At 49.2% G+C, this 22,703-nt stretch carries 23 protein-coding genes and 1 pseudogene; 6 read left to right on the top strand and 18 right to left on the bottom strand.

Going from position 1 to position 22,703, the window contains the following annotated elements; genetic code table 11:
- The first annotated feature begins 32 nt into the window (after positions 1-32).
- Entirely contained in the window at positions 33-959 is a 927-nt protein-coding gene (locus QMN38_RS15615; RefSeq protein ID WP_323605316.1) for an Rpn family recombination-promoting nuclease/putative transposase, read from the top strand.
- A 124-nt stretch (positions 960-1,083) separates the two neighbouring features.
- Complete coding sequence (gene nlpA, locus QMN38_RS15620; RefSeq protein ID WP_271449764.1) at positions 1,084-1,902, top strand: lipoprotein NlpA; 819 nt, start codon at positions 1,084-1,086, stop codon at positions 1,900-1,902.
- Positions 1,903-1,930: 28 nt separating this feature from the next.
- Here nlpA and QMN38_RS15625 read toward each other — a convergent pair whose 3' ends face one another.
- Positions 1,931-2,833, bottom strand: a complete 903-nt coding sequence (locus QMN38_RS15625) for a carboxylate/amino acid/amine transporter (RefSeq protein WP_271441409.1) — start codon at positions 2,831-2,833, stop codon at positions 1,931-1,933.
- 25 nt (positions 2,834-2,858) lie between these two features.
- The gene (locus tag QMN38_RS15630; protein WP_323605317.1) at positions 2,859-3,803 is read right to left on the bottom strand and encodes a LysR substrate-binding domain-containing protein; all 945 of its coding nucleotides are present in this window, start codon (positions 3,801-3,803) and stop codon (positions 2,859-2,861) included.
- Between the two features lie 147 nt (positions 3,804-3,950).
- Here QMN38_RS15630 and QMN38_RS15635 point away from each other — a divergent pair, with 147 nt between their 5' ends.
- Positions 3,951-4,727, top strand: a complete 777-nt coding sequence (locus QMN38_RS15635) for an SDR family NAD(P)-dependent oxidoreductase (protein ID WP_323605318.1) — start codon at positions 3,951-3,953, stop codon at positions 4,725-4,727.
- Positions 4,728-4,797: 70 nt separating this feature from the next.
- Here the strand turns inward: QMN38_RS15635 and QMN38_RS15640 are convergent, their stop codons facing one another.
- The 3 genes from QMN38_RS15640 to QMN38_RS15650 form a co-directional block, all read right to left on the bottom strand.
- A complete protein-coding gene (locus QMN38_RS15640) occupies positions 4,798-5,478 on the bottom strand; it encodes a hydrolase (protein WP_202037376.1) in 681 nt (226 codons plus the stop codon).
- Between the two features lie 494 nt (positions 5,479-5,972).
- The gene (locus QMN38_RS15645) at positions 5,973-6,263 is read right to left on the bottom strand and encodes a putative quinol monooxygenase (protein WP_271449771.1); all 291 of its coding nucleotides are present in this window, start codon (positions 6,261-6,263) and stop codon (positions 5,973-5,975) included.
- 16 nt (positions 6,264-6,279) lie between these two features.
- The gene (locus QMN38_RS15650; protein WP_271442790.1) at positions 6,280-7,287 is read right to left on the bottom strand and encodes a zinc-binding alcohol dehydrogenase family protein; all 1,008 of its coding nucleotides are present in this window, start codon (positions 7,285-7,287) and stop codon (positions 6,280-6,282) included.
- Positions 7,288-7,391: 104 nt separating this feature from the next.
- Between QMN38_RS15650 and QMN38_RS15655 the strand changes: the two genes are divergently transcribed.
- Positions 7,392-8,294: a LysR family transcriptional regulator gene (locus QMN38_RS15655; RefSeq protein ID WP_271442791.1), complete on the top strand. Its 903-nt coding sequence runs from the start codon at positions 7,392-7,394 to the stop codon at positions 8,292-8,294.
- 36 nt (positions 8,295-8,330) lie between these two features.
- Here the strand turns inward: QMN38_RS15655 and QMN38_RS15660 are convergent, their stop codons facing one another.
- The 3 genes from QMN38_RS15660 to QMN38_RS15670 all read right to left on the bottom strand — a co-directional run bounded on the left by QMN38_RS15660 (position 8,331) and on the right by QMN38_RS15670 (position 11,408).
- Positions 8,331-9,827 carry a C69 family dipeptidase gene (locus tag QMN38_RS15660; RefSeq protein WP_271449768.1) on the bottom strand — a complete coding sequence of 499 codons (1,497 nt, stop codon included), beginning with the start codon at positions 9,825-9,827 and terminating at the stop codon, positions 8,331-8,333.
- A gap of 344 nt (positions 9,828-10,171) precedes the next feature.
- Positions 10,172-10,636 (bottom strand): HlyD family secretion protein, encoded by a 465-nt coding sequence (locus tag QMN38_RS15665; protein WP_271442793.1) that lies wholly within the window; start codon positions 10,634-10,636, stop codon positions 10,172-10,174.
- Entirely contained in the window at positions 10,620-11,408 is a 789-nt protein-coding gene (locus QMN38_RS15670; RefSeq protein WP_323605319.1) for a winged helix-turn-helix domain-containing protein, read from the bottom strand. The genes QMN38_RS15665 and QMN38_RS15670 overlap by 17 nt, the downstream gene beginning before the upstream one ends.
- A 575-nt stretch (positions 11,409-11,983) precedes the next feature.
- On the opposite strand from QMN38_RS15670, the gene QMN38_RS15675 reads away from it, so the two are divergent.
- Positions 11,984-12,601: a helix-turn-helix transcriptional regulator gene (locus tag QMN38_RS15675; protein WP_271455751.1), complete on the top strand. Its 618-nt coding sequence runs from the start codon at positions 11,984-11,986 to the stop codon at positions 12,599-12,601.
- A 74-nt stretch (positions 12,602-12,675) separates the two neighbouring features.
- Positions 12,676-15,456, top strand: a complete 2,781-nt coding sequence (locus QMN38_RS15680) for an autotransporter outer membrane beta-barrel domain-containing protein (protein ID WP_323605320.1) — start codon at positions 12,676-12,678, stop codon at positions 15,454-15,456.
- 165 nt (positions 15,457-15,621) lie between these two features.
- Here QMN38_RS15680 and QMN38_RS15685 read toward each other — a convergent pair whose 3' ends face one another.
- From QMN38_RS15685 to QMN38_RS15730, 10 genes and pseudogenes are all read right to left on the bottom strand, one after another.
- On the bottom strand, positions 15,622-18,222 hold the full coding sequence (locus QMN38_RS15685) for an autotransporter domain-containing protein (protein ID WP_323605321.1): 2,601 nt from the start codon (positions 18,220-18,222) through the stop codon (positions 15,622-15,624).
- Positions 18,223-18,857: 635 nt separating this feature from the next.
- Positions 18,858-18,989 carry a hypothetical protein gene (locus QMN38_RS15690; RefSeq protein ID WP_271454898.1) on the bottom strand — a complete coding sequence of 44 codons (132 nt, stop codon included), beginning with the start codon at positions 18,987-18,989 and terminating at the stop codon, positions 18,858-18,860.
- Between the two features lie 17 nt (positions 18,990-19,006).
- Positions 19,007-19,229 (bottom strand): annotated as a pseudogene (locus QMN38_RS15695) (SymE family type I addiction module toxin); the annotation flags it as partial.
- Between the two features lie 48 nt (positions 19,230-19,277).
- Positions 19,278-19,844 carry a DUF6680 family protein gene (locus tag QMN38_RS15700; RefSeq protein ID WP_323605322.1) on the bottom strand — a complete coding sequence of 189 codons (567 nt, stop codon included), beginning with the start codon at positions 19,842-19,844 and terminating at the stop codon, positions 19,278-19,280.
- Between the two features lie 553 nt (positions 19,845-20,397).
- Positions 20,398-20,739: a TA system toxin CbtA family protein gene (locus QMN38_RS15705; protein WP_048241894.1), complete on the bottom strand. Its 342-nt coding sequence runs from the start codon at positions 20,737-20,739 to the stop codon at positions 20,398-20,400.
- Between the two features lie 20 nt (positions 20,740-20,759).
- Positions 20,760-21,077 (bottom strand): type IV toxin-antitoxin system YeeU family antitoxin, encoded by a 318-nt coding sequence (locus tag QMN38_RS15710; RefSeq protein WP_048241896.1) that lies wholly within the window; start codon positions 21,075-21,077, stop codon positions 20,760-20,762.
- 18 nt (positions 21,078-21,095) lie between these two features.
- Positions 21,096-21,317: a DUF987 domain-containing protein gene (locus tag QMN38_RS15715; RefSeq protein WP_001548171.1), complete on the bottom strand. Its 222-nt coding sequence runs from the start codon at positions 21,315-21,317 to the stop codon at positions 21,096-21,098.
- Between the two features lie 8 nt (positions 21,318-21,325).
- Positions 21,326-21,802, bottom strand: a complete 477-nt coding sequence (gene radC, locus QMN38_RS15720) for a RadC family protein (RefSeq protein WP_048241897.1) — start codon at positions 21,800-21,802, stop codon at positions 21,326-21,328.
- Between the two features lie 15 nt (positions 21,803-21,817).
- Complete coding sequence (locus QMN38_RS15725; protein WP_032655093.1) at positions 21,818-22,276, bottom strand: antirestriction protein; 459 nt, start codon at positions 22,274-22,276, stop codon at positions 21,818-21,820.
- Positions 22,277-22,377: 101 nt separating this feature from the next.
- Positions 22,378-22,617, bottom strand: coding sequence for a DUF905 domain-containing protein (locus QMN38_RS15730; protein WP_001115184.1), 240 nt, complete (start codon positions 22,615-22,617; stop codon positions 22,378-22,380).
- Positions 22,618-22,703 lie beyond the last annotated feature (86 nt).

Consider the following 22,703-nt stretch of genomic DNA (forward strand, 5'->3'; position numbering starts at 1 on the left):
CCGTCATCTTGTTCTTCTGGTGACGGACCGCCATGAAAAAACCAACAACTTCTACGCCGCATGATGCCGTATTTAAAAAATTCTTAAGCCATCCAGAAACGGCACGGGATTTTCTTGATATTTATCTCCCAGCACCATTACGTGAACGTTGCGATCTGAACACACTGAAACTGGAGCCAGGGAGTTTTATTGAGGAAGACCTGCGTGCCAGTTATTCCGATGTTCTGTGGTCGCTAAAAACGAGGACCGGAAAAGGCTATATCTACGCGTTGATTGAACACCAGAGTTCACCGGATGCTCATATGGCATTCCGGATGATGCGTTACGCCATTGCCGCGATGCAGAACCACCTTGATGCCGGCCACAAAACGCTGCCGCTGGTGGTTCCGATACTTTTTTATCATGGCGTCGCCAGCCCGTACCCTTTTTCACTGTGTTGGCTGGATGAATTTGACGATCCAGAAACTGCGCGGAAGCTTTATGGCGCGACCTTCCCACTGGTTGACATCACGATGGTGTCTGATGATGAGATTATGCAACATCGGCGGGTGGCGCTACTGGAACTTGTCCAGAAGCATATACGCGAGCGCGATTTGATGGTGCTGGTCGATAAACTGGTTGCTCTGCTGATTAAGGGACACGCTAATGACAGTCAGGTAGAAACGCTATTTAATTACCTGGTGCAGTTTGGCAGCGCACCGCGTTTTGAGGCGTTTATTCGAGAAGTTGCCCTGCGCGTTCCCCAACATAAGGAGAGATTAATGACAATTGCAGAATGCTTACGTGAGTCGGGGCGAAGGACAGGGGGGCTAGAAGGCAAACTCGAAGGCAAACGCGAAGGTAAAAAGGACGAAGCGTTGCGGATAGCTCATGCCATGCTTGAGAAGGGAATCGATTGTGAACTGGTGCTAATTATCACCGGGCTTTCAAGTGATGAACTAACGGCATCTTCCGACTAACTTATCTTTTTCCCGTTATGCTTTTTTCTTCTTGCTGATGCTTTTTCGTTTTTTAAACCGCAGCGGCCTTCCCGTTATAGTCATTTCATTACCCATCAGGCGGTTATTTCAAAAGGATAAAAACGTGAAGCTGAAGATACCTCATTTCGGGGCCGGGGCGGCAATATTGCTGGCGGGATTACTGCTGGCTGGTTGCGATCAGCAGAGCAGTGATGCAAAGCATATCAAAGTCGGCGTAATTAACGGGGCAGAGCAGGATGTCGCGGAAGTTGCGAAGAAAGTGGCTAAAGAGAAGTACGGCCTGGATGTCGAACTGGTTGGATTTAGTGGTTCACTGCTCCCCAACGATGCAACCAATCATGGCGAACTGGATGCCAACGTCTTCCAGCACCGTCCGTTCCTTGAACAAGATAATAAAGCGCACGGCTATAAGCTGGTGGCGGTAGGCAATACCTTCGTTTTCCCAATGGCCGGCTATTCGAAAAAAATCAAAACCATTGCTGAGCTGAAAGACGGTGCGACGATTGCCATTCCTAATGATCCGACTAACCTCGGGCGGGCGCTGTTACTGCTGCAAAAAGAGAAATTAATCACTCTGAAAGCGGATACTGGCCTGCTGCCAACGGCGCTGGATATCACCGATAATCCACGGCATCTGAAAATTATGGAGCTGGAAGGTGCGCAGTTACCGCGTGTGCTGGACGATCAGAAAGTGGATGTGGCGATTATCAGTACCACTTATATTCAGCAAACCGGGCTTTCTCCGGTGCATGACAGCGTGTTTATAGAAGACAAAAATTCACCGTACGTGAATATCCTGGTGGCGCGAGAAGATAATAAAGATGCAGAGAATGTAAAAGAATTCCTGCAATCTTATCAGTCACCGGAAGTGGCCAGGGCGGCGGAAACCATCTTTAACGGCGGCGCGGTTCCGGGCTGGTAATCGTAGCCCGTTGCCGCGCCGGTGGGTATTAAACCGCTTTGGCGCGGCGGCGGGAGTCCATTGAGATCAGCACCACGGAAGAGAGGATCAGCAGTGTGCCCAGCCAGTCAGGTAGGGTGAATGTAATGCCCAGCAGCAACAGAGACAGCAACGCGCTACTCAGCGGTTCTGCACAGCTCAAAATGCTTGCTTTCGGGCCGCCAATCATCTGCGCACCTTTCAGGTACAGGCTAAACGTCAGCGACGTGCCGATAACCACCAGATAGAAAAACGCCAGAATCAAACTGCCATTTACCACAAAATTTGTTCCCTGCCCGGCATAGAACGGCAGCAGGATCATGCCGCCGATCAACATACTCCAGCCGACGACCGGCAACGTTCCGTAGCGTGCGATAAGCGTTGAAGGATAGGTGGTATAAAAAGCCGCGGCGAATGCAGAAGCGATACCCCAGAACAGTGCGGCAGGTGAAATGGACAGCGACGTCGGGTTACCGTGGGTGACCAGCAGGAATGTGCCAACCAGCGAGGTGAATATTGCTGTGAGCACTAAGATCCCCGGTCGCGCTTTTCGCACCACAGAAAACCACGCCACGATAATGGTTGGTGACAAAAACTGCAGCACTGTCGCGGTCGCGGCGTTGGATTTTTCAATGGTCAGCAGGAAGGTTAGCTGTACAGTGAGTGCGCCAACCACGGAAAAAATCAGCAGGCTGATGGCATCTTTGCGGTTTTTGATAATGGAGAAGACTTTGTCGCCGTGCACAAAAGAGAGCATCAGTAGAATGAGTCCGGCAAAAATCAGGCGCGTCATGGTCAGAAACTGTGACGACATCTGGCTTTGCTCCATGATGTACTGTGCACAAACGCCTGAACTTCCCCACAATACGGCGGCAATCAGGACGTTCATCATCCCTCTTCTGGTGGAGCTCATCTTTTCCTCTGCATGTTGTTTTGTCTTATTTGTGTGCAGGTATCATAGCAGAGAAGGGATTGATCTCCGCCAGCACATCCGCAATCAGCCAGTCATTAAATACTTTCACCTCCGGGCGCATGGTTGTGTGCTGTGGAGTGACGATGTAGTAAGACCACGCCAGGGGCCAGCAGGTGTTGGGGTGAAGCTGAACCAGTTGCCCGTCAGTGAGCAGTTGTTGCACCAGAGCACGGCGCACGATAGCCACACCCTGGCCGCTGAGCGCTGCCAGAATAACTGCTGAGGTAGAGTTGATATGCAGCCCGTTATCGCGAACGGCTGGTGCATGGGTGGCAGACAGGACATCGCTCCAGGCGGGGAAATTGGCACCGGGATGGGGAGTATCATCATGGATCAGCTTCTGTGCCGCCAGCCATTCACCACAGGATATTTTATCTGCCGGTACCATTCGTGGACTGCAGACCAGAACGGCTTCTTCATCCATGAGCCAGGTTTTGTTCACCCCCGGCCAGTCACCCTTTCCGCAGCGTACCCCCAGATCGGCTTCGCCGTGGGCGACATCCATCAGCTTTTCCGTCACGTTCAGGCGTAGCTCAATATTTTCATGTGCCTGTGAAAAACGGTTGAGACGGCTCATCAGCCAGTTCATCACCAGTACCTGAGAGGCTGTGATGATCACCACAGAACGCGACCGCCGACCGCGAAGTTTATTTAATCCGGATTCCAGGTTATCCAGTCCCTGTGTTATCTCGCGCAACGCCTCCTGTGCTTCGCTGACCAACGTAAGACGTTCTTTGCCTGAACGGGTACGATGCAGCAGCGGATGGCCTACCCAATCTTCCAGCGCGCGAACCAATTGACCAACGGCCGCAGGCGTCACCCCCAATTCCTGCGCTGCGCCGGTAAAGCTGCCATGACGGGCGGTGGCTTCAAAAGCATGTAACCATTTTAGCCGGTTGAGTGAACGCATTTGCCATTTTCCCTTCTCGTTGAGTGTTCTGAGTATACGCCAGCAAGATAGATTTTCTTTCTTGATACGCTATTTCTTCTCATTCGTCAGTACCGCCGCCAGCTGGCATCTTTAGTGCATCAACACACTCTTTAAATGAGGTTAGCGATGAACGCATTATTTGCCGGAAAAAAACTGTTAGTGGTGGGTGGCACCAGTGGTATCGGATTTGAAACCGCGAAGCTGATCCTTCAGGGGGGTGGCCGCGTGGTACTGGTTGGCAATCGTGCCGAGAAAGCGGAACGGGCCCGTCAGGCACTGGCGGCGCTGGGTGATGTGGCGGTCATTGTGGCGGATCTGATGTCAGACGCCGGAATGAAGCAGGTAATGGCAACGGTGAACGCCGAGCACAAAGACATTAACCTGCTGGTGAATGCGGCCGGGGTCTTCTTCCCCAAACCGTTTACTGAGCATGGCATTGAAGATTATGAACTGTACATGAGCCTCAACCGTGCGACATTTTTTATCACCCGCGATGTCGTGCGAAATATGGTGGCGGCTAACATCCAGGGGGCCATCGTGAATATTGGTTCGATGTGGGCACAACAGGCGATTGGCGCAACGCCTTCTTCAGCGTACTCAATGGCAAAAGCGGGTCTGCATGCTCTGACCAAAAATCTGGCTATCGAACTGGGCTCTCACGGTATTCGCGTCAACGCCGTTTCGCCAGCCGTCGTGCATACACCTATCTACGAAGGATTTATCCCGAAAGAAGACGTACAAGGTGTGATGAGTAGCTTTGACAGCTTCCATCCGATTGGTCGGGTCGGTACGCCGCGTGATGTGGCTGAATCCGTCGCGTTCCTGTTGTCAGACAAAACGCAATGGGTGACTGGCGCCATCTGGGATGTCGATGGGGGTGTTATGGCTGGACGTAATGGCTGACAGGGGTTGATGCCGCATATGACAAAACGCCTGCTTATACTAAACAGGCGTTTGTGAAAGAAGGAAAAAGTTAAGCGCGCTGAGAGTCCAGCAGTTCGTTATTTTTCACGACATCCTGGGCTTTGGTATAGCTTTCAATCAGCAACTGATAAGCCGGGAAGATTTTGGTATAGACTTCAGCCCATTCCGCTGCATCTTCCCGATTCCAGGTTTTCTGTAGTTCGGACGCAACCGCGGCAGTATCCATCGGCACAACGCCAGCCTGTACGACGCGGGCCATGGTGATCTCCTGCGCCATTTTGCTGTAAGTGCCGGAAGCATCGATGACTGCAAAGACTTTAAAACCTTCAGCTACCGCACTAATGGCCGGGAATGCCATGCATACACTGGTGATGGTACCGGCAATAATCAGTGTTTTACGACCTGTCGCTTTTACCGCCGCAACAAACTCTTTGTTATCCCAGGCGTTAATTTCACCTTTGCGCGCGACATAATGAGCATGAGGTGCGTTTTCATGAATTTCCGGAATAAGCGGACCATTTGGCCCCTGCGGCACAGAAGCGGTGGTGATCACCGGCATTTTGCATAAGGTGGCGATTTTTGCCAGAGCCGTTGCCCTTGCACGCAGTTCAGTCATTGGCATATCGCCAACGGTCTGGAACAGGCCGCTTTGATGATCGATAAGCAACATAACTGCGTCATTGACATCAATCACTGGGCGTTGGCCATTAAAATTCGCGGGTGTAGACATGATCCATTCCTTGTTGTTGCTTTTTGCGGGTTATCTAACCCGCAGTAAAGTCTATAATCGCCTGGGCGATATCCATTTTGCTCTACAGCTAATTAACCATTATTGACATCATCATGGTTAATTTCAGGGGGCTAAAGTTATCTTTATCAGAATTTCCTTAGTGAACTTAATTTCCTCCCACCCCATTAAAATAACAATGCTTGTTATTATGAAATAATATTTCTGTATTCATCTTTTTTTATGGTATGCACCGGAAGTAAAGGGCGAGAATTTGGCGGATGTTTCTGATTGATATATCTTTATATGATCATTATTATTGTGAAATAGAATGAATATTAACGATATACATTCAATGTTAACTTTGTGATGAAAGCCACTGTTTTTTAGAGGCTAATGAGCATATCTATTTTTTGTCCTGTTATTCTTGTGTTAAGTAAATCCTCAGGTTGGTATTTGTTGTGCTCCCCAAACCGCAGGGGAGCATGGTATTAATATTACGGCTCAATCGGGGTCAGATAATCCAGCCGTAACGGTTCAGCCAGAAGGTCATTCATTTGCAGAATGAATGATTGAAAATGTGGTAGGGCGATATGGTCGTCCAAACCGGCCTGACCGCGCCAGGACTCACGCACGTAAAAAACATCCGGTGTGTCGCGCAACTGGAACAGGTCATACTCAATATTTCCCGGCTCCCGACGAGTGGGGAGTAACAGCGCTTTTAACGCCTGTTTTAGTGCGTTGGTTTTCCCTGGTTTGGCTTTCAGTACCGCAATAATGGAAATAATTTCAGCATCTGACATTCTAAAACCCCTCCAACACAATCTTGCCAACTGAACGACCCGTTTCAATTTGTGCATGCGCTTTTTGCACATTTTCCGCCGTGATAGCGCCAAAATGTTTGCCCAGTGTCGTGCGGATCACGTTGCTGTCGATAAGCTTTGCTACACGCGTTAATAACTGGTGCTGTGCAATGATGTCGTGGGTGGTAAACATCGAACGGGTGAACATAAATTCCCAGTGCAGCGAAATACTTTTGGCTTTTAGCGGACGTGCATCCAGCGTTTGCGGATCATCGATCAACGCCAGTTTTCCCTGCGGAGCCAGTGCATCAATGATTTGCTGGTAGTGCTGCTCGGTATTATTCAGGCTGGCAACGTGTGTTACCTCCTTGATTCCTATCCGCGCCAGCTCATCCGTTAACGGTTTACTGTGATCAATCACATGGTGCGCACCCGCTTCACGGACCCATTTCTGGCTTTCCGCGCGTGATGCTGTGCCGATCACGGTCATTTTCGTCAGCTTACTGGCCAGTTGAGTCAAAATGGAGCCGACGCCGCCAGCAGCGCCAACAATCAATAAAACATCATTCTCATTGCCACCTTCCTCTACGCCGAGGCGATCGAACAGCATTTCCCATGCGGTAATCGCGGTCAGCGGCAGGGCTGCGGCAGATGCGTTATCCAGTGATTGCGGCTTCAGCGCGGTAATGCGCTCATCAACCAGTTGAAATTCGCTGTTACTCCCGGCGCGACCCAGCGCACCGGCATACCAGACTTCATCACCTGGTGAGAATAATGTCACCGCTTCACCGACGGATTTCACGACACCCACAGCGTCCCAGCCCAGCACGCGCGGCACGTCCGCATTGAAACCTTCGCGAACTTTGGTATCGACTGGATTGACGGAAATCGCTTTCACTTCAACCAGCAGGTCATGCCCAGTGGCGACCGGAACAGGCAGATCTATCTCGTGTAAAAACTCAATGTTGTTGCCGTGGGTTGCGGCGCGAGTAATGGCGATGGCTTTCATGGTCTCTCCGGTTACAGGAATCAGTTGAATAATTCGATGGTAAACCGGCAACAGAACGGGAAAAATAGCCCCACGGCGACAGGACTTATACTCGGGGAGTGAAAATGTTCCGGCTTGAAGATCTCACGTTGTTTGTCCGCGCCGCGGCGCTGAATAGCTTTAGCGATGCCGCACGCGAAGCTGGCGTCCAGCCCGCTCAGGTCAGTTCTGCCATCAAGCGTCTGGAATCCACGCTCACCATCCGCTTGTTTGCCCGTTCCACACGCAGTCTGCGGCTGACGCCGGAAGGCGAGGTTTGGTTGCCCTATGCCCGCCAGATGTTGGATGTGATGCATGCCGGGTTACAAAAAATCCAGACGCCGGAAGATGAAATTTCAGGCACGCTGCAAATAGCCGTTCCTTCCGATCTCGGGCGGAATTTGTTGCTGCCGGTTTTTCAGTCATTTCGACGCCGTTATCCTGCGCTGCGTCTGCGGATCTTTTTCTCCGATCAGGTCACGGATGTCTTTAAAGACCCCGTCGATGTCGCGTTTCGCTACGGCAATACAGAAGATGCGTCTTACATCGCGCTGCCCGTTGCACCGGGTAACCGACGTGTGCTGGTGGCTTCTCCGGAGTGGGTTTTGCAAAACGGTGAGCCGCAATGTCCGGATGATTTAGCACAACTGAATGCCATGACCTTTGTATTGCGTGGGCGGCTGCACGATCGCTGGACGTTTACGCGCAACGGTGAGGTGAGCAGTGTGCAAGTCAACGGCACCATTATGAGCGACGATGCTGAAGTGATCCGCCGACTGGCGATTGCCGGCGAGGGGATAGCGTACAAGTCGTGGCTGGATGTGAGTGAAGATGTGCGTGACGGTCGATTACAACTGCTGATGCCGGATTATCAGGGAGAAAAAGTCCCACTGAATATGATATGCCCGCATCGGAAGCAGCTTTCAACGGCGGTGCGCCTGTTGCACGAGGCGGTAAAGGCGCGGTGTGAAATGCTGGCGCAACGCTAATACGCGCTTTGCGCCAGCCTATTATCGCGTCGTGACTCAGTCTTTCTTCGCGGCGTTAGCAAAGAAAATATCAGACTGAATGTCTTTGGTGCGGAGGGTGAACAGCTGATTGGTCAGGTCTTCCGTCAGCTTCTCAGCATCGGCCATGATGCGCAAGTTGAAGTCATTCAGCATCTTATCCGCAGCAGGCTTATCAGTTTTCGCCATCTTCAAATATTCTGCTTCGACCTCTTTTTGCTCCTTCGCAACTTTATCTTCCCACGCTTTGTAGGCTTTTTTAACGATTGGCGCGAGCTTCGGATAATCGGTCATCGTCAGCGTCTGCAATTTACGATATTTCCAGTAAATAGACTGATCGTCCGCCTTATCTGTACCCATCGTATAGTTGGCCGGATAGGCTTTCAGACCGCTGTAGTACGGAACGAAAGCGGTGAGATCGGCCATACCCAAACCGATATAAGTCGTTTCACCAATCTCTTTTGGCAACCACGGACGTACCTGCATGACGTGTGCCTCGTAGGTACGGAACACGCTGACAGGGCGCCACGGCTCTTTCCCGTTCAGGCCGTTGGTATAGGGGTCATGGCTGGTGCCTTCATAGTGATTACGCAGTACCGCCTTCACATCATCCAGCGTCATTTTCTTCTCTGGCGTCATGAAGACCGGGAATTCACGACCGTTAGCCATATCCTGTTTTACAGAAGGATTGAACGCTTTCTGGATGGTCCAGACACGGGGATCGTTATAGTTACGGTCGCGTTCATCATCACGGGTATAGACTTTGGAGAAGTTGAATTTGCCATCTTTTGCCTGATCGTAAAGACCTTTTTCAGTGGCGAACTCAACCAGGTTTTTCGATGCCATCATGTCCGGGTTTTTAGGATCATAATCCTGTAAACGTCCCTGATTACCGGTAGCAAAGTACTGATTGTTGGGCAGACGCTGCGCCATCCACTGGTGGCCGCTACCGGTCTCCAGATACCAGATTTCGTTATCATCCACGACGGCGACCCCAAAGCCTTCACCTGCACCGGCGGTTTCAACGATATGGCCGAGCAGTGCTACGGCTTCCCGTGCGGTTTTACTCTGTGACAGCAGAATATCCGGGATATCGTCTTCGGTGATCCCTTTATCCTCAACGTACGGATCGACTGCCAGTGCTTTTGGCGAGGCAAAAATAGATTCTGTACCGCTTACGCCAACACCCAGTTCGTTAAACCCGGTTGCGCCGTGCAGTTGGGTTTTCCAGTTAGGAACGGTGGTATAACGCAGGGAGTTTTTCGGCAGGGGCCAGGTAAAATCATTTGCGCCATTATGCGCTTTGGTGCTGTAAACACCGGTCTGATTCTGTTTGGCCGGATGAATGACAAAATGTTGAGCTTTCAGGGCATCACTGTCGGCACTACGGGCAACCAACATCGATCCGTCCGCTGATGCTTCATTGCCAACCAGCAGGGTTGTACAGGCAAAACCCGATGAAACGACAGCCAGGTTAATAGAAAGTGCAATCAGGCACTTTTTAAACGTAAACATTAAATATCCCTCAATAAGTACGCCATAAATACATCGGAAACACATTGTTTCCTGAAATGCAATAACGTCTGAATAGTCAGACATTGCTCGCCGGAGAGATAAACGTCCCTGCCCACGTTTTCTCCAAATATCCATTGGTCTGTTGAAGTCTTTGGGACGAAATAACGCGTCCATTTCGCTTAATTATTACGCAATGAATATCAAGGTATTCAGGAGGTTTCCTGATTCGGGGGAAAGAATAGCAATGGGTTATTGGTGGATTCAGTGACACATGTCTCGTAAGTCAATGATGACAAATATGCATCACCACGGAGAAACTGTATTTTTTGTATCTGAATCTGATGTTACTTTTTGCGGCAGTACAGTGAGGGAACACTTGAACTCGCAAAAATCCATGCGCCTTTATATTCCTCCATCACCAGGCTCAGACTCCGTCCGGTCTGGCGATAAAACCCTGGCAGAGTATTGTTGATATCGGCCTCATCTGCTGTGTCAGCGAAGGTTTTTACGACCTGCATCGCCTGCAGTAATCGCGCATCGTGCTGCCGGGTATAGCTAAAATAAATGTTTCTGCTGATATCCGTGGTGTTATGCCCATATAACTTTCCGGTGATGGTCGCCAGCCCTTCATCATTGCGCATGCGAAACGATACTGTGCCGGTAAAACGCTTGTTGCCAATATTCCATTCAACGTTTCCCACACAATTCAGTGGCTGGTCAGCATACCGCGAATGCCATAACCAGGCACCTGAACCGAACATCACGACCAGCACGGCTACGAGCAGGGTCCGATTACGTGTTTTTTTCATTTCTTGTCTCGTGCATCCAGTAGTAATGGGTGGTACAAAATGCGCGAGCATCTACCCGCGCATCTTTATCGCATACAAATGCCACTACTCTTTCTGTTTTACGGTAACCGGTAAGAAACACATGTTTGTTTTTTTCACAGAGCTCGGGATGTAACTGCATCAGGCTGAAATAGCCCTCGTGATCTTGCTCATTTGGTGAATAATAAATTTTGCAGTTCTGACGCGATGGAATCTGCATAGAGATGGACACAAAATTGTTAAACGGCATGGTCGGGCGCGTCTGATACCACACCAGCCAGATAATCAGGATGACGATAACCGCGCTGGCGGTAAATAAAAGATTCCACCAGGCGACCTGCGTTGTCTGTGCCGGGGGGAGTATTACCTCAGGGTCGTCATGTCCTGGAATACTGGCTGACAAAGAAACATCACCAGGAGAAAGCGTAATTGTCTCTACCTGCGTATTTTCATTCAATGTAAGTCCGCGGCGGGAAATAGTTTTCACCGTATCACGGGGCAACCCGACATCCGCCAATGCATTACGTAGTGTCAGAATAGCCTGGTAGAGGGTATTGGTCGTCGTGACATTATTTCTCTCTCCCCAGCCTACTTTTATCAGCGTGTTCTGAGAAACAATGTCACTCGCGTGAGTAATTAAATAGAGAAAACACAGCGAGGCAGGAAGTTGCAGTTGAATTGCATGCCCGGTCTGCCGGTTGACCAGACTTTTGTTATCAGGATTGAATTCGACCAACTGATTGATAAGGTACAATTGCCCGGCCCTCTGTCACGTAACGTACCACGGGGTGCTGTAGTGCACCTTTTAATACTACATGCAAATTGATAGCGCGCCTCTATCTTTGTACATGATCGAGGATAAGAATTTTTTGTTAATCATTAAAACCCTTTAAATACAAATAGTTATCGATATTATTTCTTAGGTGAGAATTAGCTAAGGTGAAATAATAAGAATTCATTACAGTTTTATCTGAATGACAATTATATTTATCCCCAGCATCACATGGGTGATTGAGTTATCAGAATTGTGTTATTAATAAGTATCGTTCATTAAGGTTGTATTTTAGCAAATAGTGCTATATTCGGATTTATCCTATAGTCCGGGTTTATGCATAAAAATCCTAATGAACTGGCGAATAATCCGATATAAAACGTCGGAATACTACGCTGTATCATGTTATTTATAGCCAATGTTAATTTACTCCTCAGGAGTTTATAACATTTCTAATGACTCACTGTTATTAACTGACATGGAACTCACAATGTGTTGGATTGACACATTTATTTACAAATGAAATATTTAGGGAAAAATAGCAGGGGTCATCGTTGATGAAGATAAAACCGCTACAGAGTGTTCGTTGCATAAGCTGTGAATTATCCTGTCAATTATTTCCGGATGCTGCGGTACGGGCACAGTACTGTCACCGTGCCGCCTTTGCAATCTGGCCAGAGGGAAATCGTTTTCTGAAAACAGGAATTATCGAAAAACTCCTGCTTAATAATCAGAACTATTTATCTCATGGGTTTATTTTTATTGATTTTTCATTCCCGAATTTGCGCCTGTTTGCTGATCCGCACTGGGTGGATCGCCTGACGCAAAGTGGTATGCATATCGTGCTGATATCTGACAGGATCCTGACGCCGCTAGCCAATTACTGGCTTGCAAAAAGTAATAAAATACAAGGTATTATTTATTCTGACGATGATGAGGATGTCCAACATCAGAAAATCCGCCGACTGTTTACTGGCCATCTCGCCAATAGCAAACGCGGACGCTCACTAAACTACACGGAAATGATATTACTCAAGCGATTTGTTTCAGGTATTAGTATTCAGCAAATAACCAAGATAGACAATATAGATGTTAAAAGAATATATGTATATAAACTTCGGCTTGAAGATAAGCTCGGTCTAAGTATTCATAAAATTCTTTCTAATATTTTATAAATCTATTTTCATTTTATTATTTTCACATCATGGCGATGTGACGGACGCTCTACGCCCAAAAGCAGGAGGCTATTATGCCAAACCCCAGGAATTACTCACGTCTTGCCATATCGGTATCAGCCGCGTTGGCCTCAATGATATTTTCAACCCATGCCGCCTGGGTTGACGTTGATAGTCTTCCTTCTAGCGGGCTGGTGAGCAGTCTACCCCCGGAATTGCAGGCTATAATACCCGCACAGGCAGGTGCGAATTTCGCAAAAACCAGCGCTATGCCGAATTATGTTTACCAATGGAGTGCGGGCACTATTCCCGTTTATGGCAATGGATTAACGATTAATGGACCCGGCGCTGAAGCTTTTGAGCACTCTATTACCGTTATTCAGAACAGTACAACGGGTAGTCCGGGCGTTATTTTCGGTGACGACCTGACGATTCGCACGCAGTCGAAGAATGCCGCCAATAATGGTAAAGAAGTTGACGGTATCCGCACACACGGGGCCAATACGCCGGATAACCCGGTCTTTATCATCACCGGGGATCGTACCAGCATTTATGTCGACGGTCAGGATGGTGACGGTATTAACGCCGGTTACAACTCTTATAGTCAGGGGTGGAAAGGCTCGGCCAGCATTTACGTCGGCGACGATCTGTATATTCAAACCACCGGTTCTCAGGGACGTGGTATCACAGCAAACGCGATGAAAGACGTAACGGAGGCCAAAAATACCATTGTGGTCGGCGACCGGGCACACATTGTGACGACAGGTGACAGTTCAGAAGGTCTTCGCACCGGGCAGAGCGGTTCCTCGATCCTGCTTGGCAATGACGCCACCATCGAGACGTCGGGTGCTTCCTCCACTGGGATTTATGCCGCCTCATCGTCGAAAACGGAACTGGGCAATAACGCGACGATTACGGTCAACGGCGTTAGTGCACACGCGGTCTATTCCACCAACGCGACCGTGAATCTCGGCGAAAATGCAACAATCAACGTCAACAATTCGGCGAAAGCGGCGTCATACAGCAAAGCCCCGCGCGGCCTGTATGCAGCTTCACGCGGCGCGATAAACCTCGCAGGCGGTGCCGCCATTACCATGGCGGGCGACAACAGCAACGAAAGCTATGCCATCAGCACCGAAACGGGTGGCATTGTGGATGGTTCTGCTGGCGGACGTTTTCTTATCGACGGCGATATTCACGCCGCCGGCGCGACTGCCGCAACCAGCAGCCTGCCACAGCAAAACAGTACCATTAAGCTCAACATGACCGATAACTCGTTGTGGAGTGGGGCGTCATACATCACCAGCGCTACTGCCGGGACGGGCGTGATTTCGCTTAAAATGAGCGATGCAACCTGGAACATGACCAACAGCTCAACGCTGACTGACCTGACGCTGAACGGTGGAGCAGTCGTGAACTTTGGCCATGCTGACGGTGAGCCGTGGCAGACGCTTACTATTAATGAAGATTTCACCGGGAACGGCGGTAAGCTGGTTTTCAACACAGTTTTGAATGACGATACCTCTGAAACCGATAAGTTGAAGGTGCTTGGCAACACCACAGGCAATGCTTTTGTGGCAGTAAACAACATTGGTGGGGCCGGGGCGCAAACCGTTGAAGGTATTGAGATAATCGACGTTGCGGGCAATTCTGACGCTACCTTTGAGAAGGCGGGCCGTATTGTTGCTGGCGCATACGACTATAACGTGGTGCAGAAGGGTAACAACTGGTATCTGACCAGTTTTATTCCTGCTCCGCCGGAGCCGGAAGACCCGGACCCCGTCGATCCGCATGACCCTGATCCTGTTGACCCAGACCCGGTCGATCCTGTGGACCCGATTATTCCTGAACCGGAAGAACCTGTTGCACCTCCTGTTACAGAGCAGCAGTACCGCCCGGAAGCGGGTAGCTATCTGGCGAACAACTATGCCGCTAACACGCTGTTTATGACCCGACTGCACGATCGCCTGGGCGAAACACAGTACACCGACATGCTGACGGGCGAGAAAAAAGTCACCAGTTTGTGGCTGCGTAACGTTGGTGCCCATACCCGTTTCAAAGAGAGTAGCGGGCAGCTAAAAACCCAAAGTAACAGCTATGTGATGCAGTTGGGGGGTGACCTGGCACAGTGGAGTAGTGATGGTCTTGATCGCTGGCACATTGGCGCGATGGCCGGTTATGCCAACAGCCAGAGCCGTACGCAGTCCAGCCTGACAGGCTACTATTCGCGTGGTCAGGTTACTGGCTACAGTGTGGGACTGTACGGCACCTGGTATGCCAATGAGGCAGACAAGTCAGGTACCTATGTGGATACCTGGGCGCTGTACAACTGGTTTGATAACAAAGTGATGGGCCAGGAGCAGGCGACGGAGAAATATAAATCCAGCGGGATAACCGCTTCGGTCGAGGCCGGTTATAGCTTCAAGCTGGGCGAAAGTGAGCGCAATAGCTACTGGCTGCAACCAAAAGCGCAGGTGGTGTGGATGGACGTGCAGGCCGACAATCACCGCGAAGCGAACGGTACCCGCGTGAAGGACAACACTAATGGTAACCTGATGACCCGTCTGGGTGTGAAGGCCTATATCAACGGCCATAACGCCATCGATGACGGTAAATCTCGCGAGTTTCAGCCGTTCGTGGAAGCCAACTGGATCCACAACACGCAGACAACCAGCGTAAAAATGGACGATGTGAGCAACGACATGCGCGGCACCAAAAATATCGGCGAGCTGAAAGTGGGTGTTGAAGGCCAAATCACCCCGCGCCTCAACGTGTGGAGCAACGTGGCCCAACAGGTTGGTGACAAAGGCTACAGCGATACCCGCGGTATGCTGGGTGTGAAATATAACTTCTGACGTCAGTGCTGATAAAAGAAAAAGCCGCTGATTAACCGATCGGCGGCTTTATTTTTTGCGCGAATTGTAGGCCGGATAAGCGCAAGCGCCATCCGGCACAAGGTGAACGTGTAAGTCACGCTTACTCGTTCATCCGCTGAAAGGAGCAATAAACTCCTGGATAGATTAGAAGTGGTAACTGATACCGGCCTGAACGCTGGCATCGTTATCTACATCACCCGTACCGAAGTACACTCCGGTGTTGAGTGAGAAATCTTTACCGATGGTGGTGTTGATACCAGCACCGAAGATCCCCATCGACATGTTGTTACCGTCGCTGTTGTGATAATCCGCTGCAGTAATATCGGTATTATCGCTGAACTCAGTCTGGTAGCGGGCATCCACCCATGGGTACAGCTCGACGTTTTTGTTGAGGTCGGCCAGTTTTGTCGTAACGCGCATACCGACGCTGGTATTCCATTCGGAAACCTGGTTGTCGCCGAAGGTGACTTCCTGATCGGAGAAGCTGTTTTCATCGGCCTTATCCCAGCCCAGGGTAGCATATGGCTGAAGGACGGTATCGCCCGGTAGCAGTACGTTCACACCAGTACGAACCTGAGTGGTGTACAGGTTGCCGTCAGAAGAGCCGCTCAGCGCTTCGGTCATGCCGCTGGTGTTATCTTTGACGTTGCTGGCAGACATGTTGTAGCGCATATCGCCGTAGCTGAAGCTACCATCAACAAACATGCTCCACAGGTTGTCGTGCAACGCCTGCTGCCAGCCGCCGTACACGCTGTAGTAGTTGCCGTACACGGTATTGTTAAAGCTGTTTGAGCTGCCGTTGTTATTCTGGTCGCGACTGCGGGTCCAGGCCAGCGCGATACCTCCGGTCAAGCTGTCACCGTTTGCCATTCGAGACGTCCAGTCAACACCGCCCTGTACGCCCTGGGTGATGTCTTTGTAGTCGACGTCATCGCTGTAATCGCCATTCTGGTACAGGAAGTCGCCCCAGATCTGCGCGCCGTCTGCAACGTGGCCGTACAGGCTTTGCAGGTGTACCTGATCCAGACGGTTAGCCAGGTCGTCGGTCACCATGCGGCCCGCTTGTTTAGCAGCATCCAGACCGGCAATCGCGCCCTGTACGTCGCTGGCCAGTTCCCCACGAGAGCTGTCGAGCTGGACGTTATAGGCCGTTCCGGCAGGCGCGGTAAGACGGGCGCTCTTCAGCTGTGCTGCTTGCTCAATAGTCAGAGAGTTGTCGTAGTTGTACGCACCGCTACGGCTTTCGACCTGCTGTTTACCATTGCTGAACTGGGCTTCAACGGCACTGTCAGGATTATCAGCGTTACCAGAGGTGGTCGTGAAGGTCGCAATCGTCTCATCTTGCTGGCTTGCGCTGGACGGAGCAATACTGGTCACCGTCAGGCTGTCATTGGTGCCGTCAACTTCACCAAAATCAACATGGCTGTCAGAAGTCATATTGACCTGTACATTGCTGCCCGTGGTGTCTGACTGTAATGTAGAACCATTCTGAATATTCCAGGTGGTGCTATCGGTGCTAGTAATATCGATATTGTTGTTGTCTGTCGTATTGATGGTTTCGAAATTGCTAATTGTCCCGTTAATAGAACTGTCAGCATCCATAGAAAGAGTATCGGTACCTGCGCCACCGTCAACATCACCCGTCACTGTCGATTTATTGGTTAATGTCACCGTATCATCACCCGCGCCGGTAGTGATGTTGCCGTTTACAGTGGAAGCGTTCAATTGAACGGTAGTGCTGTTTTCATCTGCGGAATTGATACTGCCATTCAGGATGCTACCATCCAGAGAGATCTGGGCTGTGGAGGCTGTGGAGTAATTATCACCAATAACAGCAATAGAACCGGTTACGGTACTATTATTTAGAGCAATATTGGAGGCCTGTGTCCCATAAACACCCATTGCAATGGTCTGTCCTTGAAGGGACGCATTAATCTCTGCTGCGTCTTTATTGCCTGCATAAACGCTGTCGGCATAGTTATTCTCTGCAGTACCTTCGAAGTAGCCCTGCAATGTACTATTGTTTGCATCAACAGTAACAGTACTGCCATCTACCGTAATGTTGTTGCGACCAGAAGTAGTATTATTGAACGCATAAATTGCACCGTTTACGGTACTGCCACCAGAGACATCAATAGTATTGTTCCCCCCGGTTACGCTATAAATGGCACCACCCAGCTGGCTACCGTTTTCTACCGCGATATCGTTTGAGCCTTCAGTTGAACCAGAGTCAGCGAAAATGGATGCGCCACCCATGTAGCTTTTATCGTTCTTAATATAATTAGCATCGTCGGCGTTGTTTTCACCCGCTAATGTTGAGTTATCAACGGTAATATTAACGTTTGTACTGACGTCGTGGCCACCTGCCTCAATCATATCGGCAGTCGTACCATTTTCTAGAATAATATTTGCTGTTCCACCATCATATGCCTGAATGTAATAGCCGTCCATATTCGTACCATTGACTGTCAATGATTGAGTATCATTGTCACCCCGATGGCCGTTGCTATTTCTGGAGTTATCAGTCAGGTAAATATTAGTCTTACTTTGCCCTCCGGTCATGACTGCATCAGTGGTATCGCTGTTATAGTGATAACCCGATGTTGAATATTGAGTCAAACCACTAACCACAGGATCACTACCACTGCTGGCCATTGACGAATCAGCTAACGCATAACCAGAAATAGAGGTCAGGGATAAAATGATACATTGTGATAGCAAGGTACGACGAGACTTATGGCGCATTTGAAGCTCTCCAGGATAATTATTCTGATGAATAAATTGATAAAGGAGATAGTCTCGTAGTGGGTATGAATTGAGAATAGTCTTAACGATGCGATTTGAAACATTGTATTAACCCTTAATTAATTGATGTTCATCATAAAACAAACAAATTAAAGTTAATTCTCAGCCATATACATTGATGAGGTAAATTGATGTGGCTGTTTTTTGAACAGCAAAGAAATTATTCATCATGCAAATAAATCAAAACTATCTGTAACTATAAAATGCATTAGAAATAACTCTTTTGATCAAAAAACATACTGTTTATATCATTAATATTTTGTATTAGTTAGTATAAAAATATTATTTATTATCACAGTTACTGAAATACTCAGGATTGAACCTCAATAAATATCCCAGCCGATCATGGAAATGGTGCCATAATCCCCCCTCTGTTATTCACTGATTTTATTAATAAATAAATTCTTCGAATCTCAAATGCAGTTTCCTGCATCTTTTCCTTTTATCCTGATCTAGCCTGTTCGCAACATATAGCAGCGATATTGCTCTCGAAAGCCTCCCGTTTCAGGATGAGCGGTGATCTGAAAGAAGCGCTGATTAACCGATCGGTGGTTTTTTACGTATTGAATATGGGGTTATGGCAGTTGTTCGGTAAAACCGAATAACTGAAAATGAAAGGCCGCAATGTTGTCTCTTATTGCATGCAGTCCGTAGGCCGGATAAGCGTTAGCGCCATCCGGCATCAGTTGAACCTGTAAGTAACGCATACAGGTTCAGTCGTACCTCACTGGAGAGTCGCCAGCGTGCTCTCAATTCTGTTCAACTTCTGATGTGCCTCTTTCAACTCATCCTGCAGCCGTTGTTCCTGCTCGCCATAGACCATCAGGACAATACAGCCGTTCATCACTTTTACAGTAATCTGTTGCCCGGTATCAAATCCCGCCGCGCGGAGCCACTTGTCGGAAGGGAAATTTTGGGCGTGGCTTGTCGAACTCCTTGGGCAGAAAGGCGTTGGAAAGGTTGGGTGTTGAGACTCAAAATGAGCAGTGGGTCTATTAATTATCCTGCCTTCCCGGAATATTTATGATCTCCATTTTTAAGGCATCTTCTCCTGAAAATATTGCAGCTAAACCTTTTCTTATTTTTATCTGATCGCTCTCGATTGCTCCATGGGCAACCGGAGAATATGTAGCTGTTTGTAATTGGACTCGCTCGAAATCATAGCCAATATCTTTTGCAATATCTGATAATAAGTCCAGGAACAAGCTATTACTTGTTTGATTCCATATAGCGCCCTGGGCATTATCGTTACCTGGGTATGAAGTATTCAAGTGTGCAAAATAAAGCTTCCATGAAGATAATACGCTACCCTCAGAAGTGCTCCTCTTTGTCTTTCCTTTTTTTACTTTACCGTAAAATGCTAAGTCTATCATATTTAGCGCGCGAACATGCTCATTGGATAATCTGGCATTCTGAGATCGTGTCGCCATGAGTTGTTTGAATATATCAATCTTCAATGATTTTTTTTGTGAGTACCTTTCAATGAATTTCTGAGTTTGAACGGCTAATAATGGACTAATTACAGTAGCTGTAATGGCTAAAATAGTAAGCGCTGTGCTCATATAATATTCTCAAAGTGAATAGATGTATTTAGAATTTTGAACTGAGAATCATAAAGGAATTTGTGAATGGAGAAGATATGGCAAATGGCGGATATAAGATAAGCAAATTGGCGGAGATCACAGGAGTCGAATTTAATAGTTAACTTGTTGAATTCATAGTGATAATTTTTTACTTATAAATGAAGAACCCCCATAAGCACCCCCAGATAATTTTGCTTGAGTGGATCAGGGGTATGCCTAGCTGTTTTTTTAGTCTTTTTCACTGTGGCAAGGCGGCATCCACTTCTGACCTTCCGCTTCCCTTAAGTGCCGTAGTTCTTCTGTAAACCGAGCAATTGAAGTTTGTCACATTAAGTTTGCCAACAACCATCTACGCGTTCAAGTTTGGTTGAACAAACCAGTTCATGATGGTCAATTAAGACTTCAGCTTCTTTCTGCATGATATGTTGTCCGTAATAGTAAACGCGCCCGCCAATAATAGCAGGCGCATTAGGCAATGAACGTTTAAGGAGGAAAGTTCGACATTGTGAATCGGGAAGGTTTTACGCAATATTCACCGTGCTTCGTCGTCACGGCTTTTCTGCAACAAGCCAGTTGCCTGTCGCGCTCGAAGAATATCAACAGCCCGGAGATAAGGGGATTGTTCCAGCCAGTTAAATCCTTTGCGATCAATTCGAACCAGCTCGTATTTTTCCACCAGAAAATTAACGGCATCAGCCAGCGTAATACCGGCATCGATATGTTCCTGTATAACGGTTTCATCACAGAACGGCGTATCGTTCAGGGTCAGACCATAGTGTTTTTCCAGCAGGCGTGTAAGTAGCATTTGCCAGACTGCAACGGGCGACAGACAGGGCTTCGCCGCCCGCGAAATTATAGCAGGTAGAGTTTTCATGCTTTCTCTCGTGAAATTCGTTATCGTTGGATGGGGTAAACGGCGATGTATACGTAGCCGCAACTGCCAAGGGTATCGGCTTCGCAGGTAAAACCGTTGTGGTACAGGGTGACACAGTGGGCATGGCGAGGATTCATTTCACCAGTGGTCAGCATCGATTCCATCTGGCTGATAAAGTGCGGGAATGTTTCATCCAGCTTCCGGCATTCGGCGTCACTGAACTTACCGGTGATGCTGGCACGGTCAGCTAGATAATGCAGCCGGTTTCCTTCCTGTACCAGACGGGCCCCCAGGCGCGGTGTGATATCCCGCTGCAGGCCCCATGTGATATTGCTCATTGATAACCTCCTTTATTGTCAGTTTAGGGTGATACTCATCAGACAGGCATAGGGCCCGTTGCGGTCTTGGCGGCGTTCGGCGTATACCGCGAGGACTCCGGTGATATCCGGAACGTCCCTGCCGGTGTAATGACAGACGCTACCGTGCCACTGATATTTTCCACTGCAGTAACGAAAGATTCGGGACTCAGGATGCTGGCGGTATATCGTCATTGCCCGGCGTTTACTGATAATTTTCATGTCATACCTCATAGCAGACAGTGTTCTGCGAACGAATAGATTTGCCTGCCGCCGACAATCAGGTGGTCAGGAACGCGGATATCCACCAACTGAAGCACCTGCACCAGTCGCTGCGTGAGGGTTTTATCGGCCTGGCTGGGTGTCGCCTCGCCGGAAGGATGGTTATGCGCCAGTATTACTGCTGCGGCATTGAAGTGCAGAGCACGTTTGACCACTTCCCGGGGATGCACCTCAGTACGGTTAATCGTGCCGGTGAAGAGCGTTTCATGGGCAATCAACTGATTCTGGTTGTCCAGATACAACGCCCGGAACTCTTCCCGCTCAAGTGCGGCCATATGCAGTCTCAGCCATTCACGGACAGCGTGTGAGGAGGTGAAGGCCACCCCAGGTTCATGCAGGTGCCGGTCCAGCGCCCTGAGCGCCCGCTGAATGAGACGCCGGTCCTGTGGCGTCATCTCGCCGGGTAAAAAGGAAAGCTGTTTCATCTGTTGCTCCTTCGGTCAGTCGATAATACGCAGAATGGCGTGGGCCTCTGGATGCTGCAGGGCGTAGTCCCGCAGGCGGTAATAGTGTTCAGTCATGGCATCGCATTGGGTGCGACAGGCGTGATGGCTGTATTCAATCAGGCAGACAGCGACACCTGCGGCTTCTGCACTCATTTGGGCATCGTTGCCGTTCAGGCAATTAAACAGACGCCATGTCTCATCATTGTCAGACTCGGGAGCCATAAACGCCCCGCCATTGCTGAGGGTGTAAAAGGACCAGATACCACCGCTGTAGGTCGAACAGAAGCGGTCCATCCAGGCAAAAATATGCGGTTCCAGGGTTGTCCACTGCGGGATAGTGCCAAAGTGTTGCGGCCAGAAATCGATACGCTGTTCGTCGGGTACCTGCGTGACGGTCAGTTCAAATTCTGATTGGTTAGCGGGTGCGAGGTCGTACTGCGTCTGTGTTGTCATGGGCATGTCTCCGTTAATAAAAAACGCCAGCGGCGATGGCTGGCAAATGGGGGAATAAAGCGTGTTCGGGGAGGTGAAATGTGCGGGTAAATGCTTCGCGGTCAGCGGGTGGAGGTGCCTGTACGGATGCCGGAGGTGCGGATGTAGCGGTTAAGACTTTCAGCGGCATCGGGTTCAAAGTTCCATGCCCGCCAGACCATCCGGCCTTCAGTGTCACGAACCACAAGGCGGAAGTGACTGCCTTGGTCGTCTTCGAGGGTGATATTGCTGTACGTGGTAGTGACCGCTTGCGCATGTCTTCGGGTGAAGGGCCCCGGTGGCAGTAAGTGAGATTCAGGCATATGCCTCCTTAAATGCAAAAAGCCCCTGTTGCCAGAGCAACAGGGGCTGTGAGGACTACTGATGCCACTCTGGTTAGAGTGGCAGG

The organism is Citrobacter sp. R-1.5.2, from assembly GCF_035064245.1.
GTDB lineage: Bacteria > Pseudomonadota > Gammaproteobacteria > Enterobacterales > Enterobacteriaceae > Citrobacter.

Bases quoted from the DNA above. Each gene is read 5' to 3' on its own strand.
- QMN38_RS15640 (WP_202037376.1), bottom strand. From the start codon at position 5,478: ATGTCTACACCCGCGAATTTTAATGGCCAACGCCCAGTGATTGATGTC.
- QMN38_RS15690 (WP_271454898.1), bottom strand. From the start codon at position 18,989: ATGCGTTACTTACAGGTTCAACTGATGCCGGATGGCGCTAACGCTTAT.
- radC (WP_048241897.1), bottom strand. From the start codon at position 21,802: ATGAAACAGCTTTCCTTTTTACCCGGCGAGATGACGCCACAGGACCGG.
- QMN38_RS15660 (WP_271449768.1), bottom strand. From the start codon at position 9,827: ATGTTTACGTTTAAAAAGTGCCTGATTGCACTTTCTATTAACCTGGCT.
- QMN38_RS15680 (WP_323605320.1), top strand. From the start codon at position 12,676: ATGCCAAACCCCAGGAATTACTCACGTCTTGCCATATCGGTATCAGCC.
- QMN38_RS15655 (WP_271442791.1), top strand. From the start codon at position 7,392: ATGTTCCGGCTTGAAGATCTCACGTTGTTTGTCCGCGCCGCGGCGCTG.
- QMN38_RS15705 (WP_048241894.1), bottom strand. From the start codon at position 20,739: ATGAAAACTCTACCTGCTATAATTTCGCGGGCGGCGAAGCCCTGTCTG.
- QMN38_RS15615 (WP_323605316.1), top strand. From the start codon at position 33: ATGAAAAAACCAACAACTTCTACGCCGCATGATGCCGTATTTAAAAAA.
- QMN38_RS15710 (WP_048241896.1), bottom strand. From the start codon at position 21,077: ATGAGCAATATCACATGGGGCCTGCAGCGGGATATCACACCGCGCCTG.
- QMN38_RS15650 (WP_271442790.1), bottom strand. From the start codon at position 7,287: ATGAAAGCCATCGCCATTACTCGCGCCGCAACCCACGGCAACAACATT.
- QMN38_RS15635 (WP_323605318.1), top strand. From the start codon at position 3,951: ATGAACGCATTATTTGCCGGAAAAAAACTGTTAGTGGTGGGTGGCACC.
- QMN38_RS15715 (WP_001548171.1), bottom strand. From the start codon at position 21,317: ATGAAAATTATCAGTAAACGCCGGGCAATGACGATATACCGCCAGCAT.
- QMN38_RS15675 (WP_271455751.1), top strand. From the start codon at position 11,984: ATGAAGATAAAACCGCTACAGAGTGTTCGTTGCATAAGCTGTGAATTA.
- QMN38_RS15730 (WP_001115184.1), bottom strand. From the start codon at position 22,617: ATGCCTGAATCTCACTTACTGCCACCGGGGCCCTTCACCCGAAGACAT.
- QMN38_RS15625 (WP_271441409.1), bottom strand. From the start codon at position 2,833: ATGAGCTCCACCAGAAGAGGGATGATGAACGTCCTGATTGCCGCCGTA.
- QMN38_RS15665 (WP_271442793.1), bottom strand. From the start codon at position 10,636: ATGAAAAAAACACGTAATCGGACCCTGCTCGTAGCCGTGCTGGTCGTG.
- QMN38_RS15630 (WP_323605317.1), bottom strand. From the start codon at position 3,803: ATGCGTTCACTCAACCGGCTAAAATGGTTACATGCTTTTGAAGCCACC.
- QMN38_RS15725 (WP_032655093.1), bottom strand. From the start codon at position 22,276: ATGACAACACAGACGCAGTACGACCTCGCACCCGCTAACCAATCAGAA.
- QMN38_RS15685 (WP_323605321.1), bottom strand. From the start codon at position 18,222: ATGCGCCATAAGTCTCGTCGTACCTTGCTATCACAATGTATCATTTTA.
- QMN38_RS15700 (WP_323605322.1), bottom strand. From the start codon at position 19,844: ATGAGCACAGCGCTTACTATTTTAGCCATTACAGCTACTGTAATTAGT.